General features: G+C 59.0%; 2 protein-coding genes. Both read left to right on the forward strand.

The features are described from left to right. Positions 1-482 precede the first annotated feature (482 nt). On the forward strand, positions 483-1451 hold the full coding sequence (locus TW83_RS19455) for a CFI-box-CTERM domain-containing protein (protein WP_052714914.1): 969 nt from the start codon (positions 483-485) through the stop codon (positions 1449-1451). 389 nt (positions 1452-1840) lie between these two features. After that, positions 1841-3017 (forward strand): IS3 family transposase gene (locus tag TW83_RS14545; protein ID WP_239441381.1). Its coding sequence is split into 2 segments (ribosomal slippage): positions 1841-2088 and positions 2087-3017, totalling 1179 coding nucleotides; the frame shifts between segments, so codons are not numbered across the junction. Positions 3018-3111 lie beyond the last annotated feature (94 nt).

Below are 3111 nucleotides of genomic sequence, written 5' to 3' on the forward strand. Positions count from 1 at the left end.
CAAGGTTGGGGAGCAGAGCAATCAGAGCTTGAAAAGCGCCATATCCTGTCAAAGGAATGGGTAGCACCTCAGTAATGGGGAATTTCGCGCTCGATTCCAACCCGCGTGCTTCTGGAGGAGTCATGATTCTGCTTGGTCTTGAGGCATGCTGGCGGCATCATTGTTCTTTCGGCATCCTCTCTCGAAGCCCTGCATCGATCGCTGGTAGAACAAGCGAGCATGATGGCTCCGCATGATCGTGCTGCATGGACTGAGTGTTGAACGAAGGGTCCGTGCGTTCGCGCAAAGCCGGCGCGGGACGCGTGAAGGGACAGGGCCTGATGCAATCACCCGGCGGACGGTCGCCGACCATGCCTGCTCATCTGGAAAAGCTTGGGAAGCTGTGACAAGCTTCGCGTCAGATGAGGCAGCGTGCCTGACAAGCAGGCCTCTGCGTCGGCAAATTTGCATCGCGCTCCTCTTTCACGGAATTGGAGCGGAAGATGCCATCTGAGATCGCGAACAGTCTTGAACTTCACGTCGTCGATCTGGTGAATGCAGACCGGGAACAGGCTGGTCTCAACCCAGTCCACGTCGAAGTTCATCTAAACGCCGCAGCCCAGGACCATTCCGACTGGATGGCCGAAGAGCAGGCGATTTCGCACGCTGGCGAGGATGGATCCTCTCCGACCGACAGGGTCGAGGATGCGGACTTTCCGCTTGCCGGCCGGTCGTGGAACCTGACGGAGAATGTGGCCTATACGGGACTGAGAGGTCCGGCGGCCGAAGCCGACGTCGACCGGCTGCATTCCGCACTGATGGAAAGCCCCTCCCATCAGGCGAACATCCTCGATCCCGATGTTGCGTATATCGGGATCGGCCTGTCGTTGGGGTCGGTCGAGGGACAGGGCGGAACTCAGGACGCGTTGTTCATGACCCAGAACTTCGCGAACACGACCCAGCCCGTCCTGGTCCAGGAGACGGTGGATGGACAGACCGTCACGACGCAGTATATCGACGGCGAGCCGGTTCCCGGAACGTCGCAGCCAGCGGCAGACGCGGACGAATTGCCTGCCGTTGGTGGTGACCCATCAGATGACGAAGGCACTGGTGACGAGGCTGACACCGACCAAGAGGATCAGGGCGCCTCGGGAGGGGCATGCTTCGTCGCAACCGCAGCCTATGGAGACCGCATGCATCCGGATGTGGTGACGCTTCGCCGATACCGGGACCGCGTGCTTGTCAAATACCCAACTGGCCGCGCTTTCATCCTCCTTTACTGGCGTGTAGGCCCCGTTCTGGCCAAACGTGTCGTGCCGACCGGCGCTTCGGGCCGTATGGCGCGAGTGGCGCTGCGACCGATCGTATCTAGATGCCGGAAGATACTGTGCCGTCATATGATGGTGGCACTGCCGAGGCACAAAGGTTCACTCATGTCGGCATGGCGTGCGAATGTAGATCGACGGTTGTAAACGTCGCGTGTACCATCTGATCGTTCGCTTACCATAGGGCATGTTGCCAGTCTTCTCGTGCATAGCATTGAGAGACCGAAGTTTGCAGCATTATGGAGCAGCAAAGAGGTTCGTCGACGCCAGTGCGTCTCATCTCCTACGAACGTTCGGACTTGGCAGGTAACGGCATCTCTCTGTTATGGCGCTTCCGCCTTCGGCTATAGAATGTCTCACTATAACAAAACATGTTTTTCCCTACCTCGTTACGGATCCTGAGGTCCTGCGCTTAGTGCGCACGCGCTTATCGTCTGGATTCCCAGCCAACAGATGACGGTTGCTGCAAGGGTGATCTGAATAGCCCCATGTTTCCTGGACGCCTTCTTCGCTAACCTTGAGGCAAGGAGGCCGTGATGGGCACAGGCAATTTCGCAGACGAGTTCAAGCGTGACGCGGTCGTACAGATCACGGAGCAGGGCTACCCGATCAAGGCGGTTTCGGAGCGGCTTGGGGTCAGCCTGCATTCGCTCTATGCGTGGAAGCGCAAGTTCGCGAAGGCGGCCACAGGCGAGACCGATAAGGATGTCGAGGTCCGTCGGCTGAAGCGCGAGCTGGCGCGCGTGTCGGAGGAGCGGGACATTCTAAAAAAGGGCGAGCCCTGTCCGCCATCGGTCCGAGGACAGTGGCGAGCGCGTATTTCGCCAGGGATGCAAGGTGAGATACGCGTTCGTGGCCGAGCATCGAGGGCAGTTTTCCGTCAGGGCCATGTGCCGGTGCCTGCGCATCCAACCGAGCGGGTTCCATGCATGGCTTCAGGTGCCGCTGAGCAATCGGGTGATGGAAGACAAGCGCCAGACGAAGACGCTGCTCAATGCCTGGACCGACAGCGGCAAGGTCTACGGCTATCGCAAACTGCACGACGATCTTTTGGAGCAGGGAGAAAGTATCTGCGCGAACCGCGTGGCCAGACTGACACAGCTTGCAGGGATCAAGGCGCAGATCGGCTACAAGCGGCGTTCGGGCAGCTACGGAGGCAAGCCTTCGCTCGTAGTCGACAATACCCTCGACATGCAGTTCGACGTCGAAGCACCGGATCGTGTCTGGGTGACGGACATCACCTACATCCGGACGCAGGAGGGCTTTGCCTATCTCGCGATGGTCATCGACCTCTATTCTCGGCGTGTCATCGGATGGTCGATGCAAAGCCGCCAGACCACGGACGTCGTCTTGCAAGCCCTGCTCATGGCGGTCTGGCGACGCAAACCCAAGGCGAAGGTGCTGATCCACTCCGGTCAGGGCAGCCAATTCACCAGCATGGATTGGGGCGCCTTCCTGTGCGCCCACAATCTTGAGCACTCCTTGAGCCGCCAAGGAAACTGCCACGACAACACGGTGGCCGAAAGCTTCTTCAACCTCCTCAAGCGGGACCGGATCAGACGGCGAACCTATCGGACCCGCGAAGAAGCCAGGCAGGACGTGTTCGATTACATCGAGATGTTCTACAACCCGAAGCGCAAGCATGCGAGGAACGGGATGCTGTCACCAGTCGAGTTCAAACGGCGGCAGAAGATGACATACGAAGGTGTCTAAGAAACTCGGGGCTATTCGTGCATCGGATACAGCCGCCCGCTCAATGCGCTCCGCGAAACAGCGCGACGGCGGGAATGGTCATGAAGATGATGCG

Origin of the sequence: Paracoccus sp. S4493 (assembly GCF_000967735.1) — a bacterium.
Classification (GTDB): Bacteria; Pseudomonadota; Alphaproteobacteria; order Rhodobacterales; family Rhodobacteraceae; genus Paracoccus; species Paracoccus marcusii.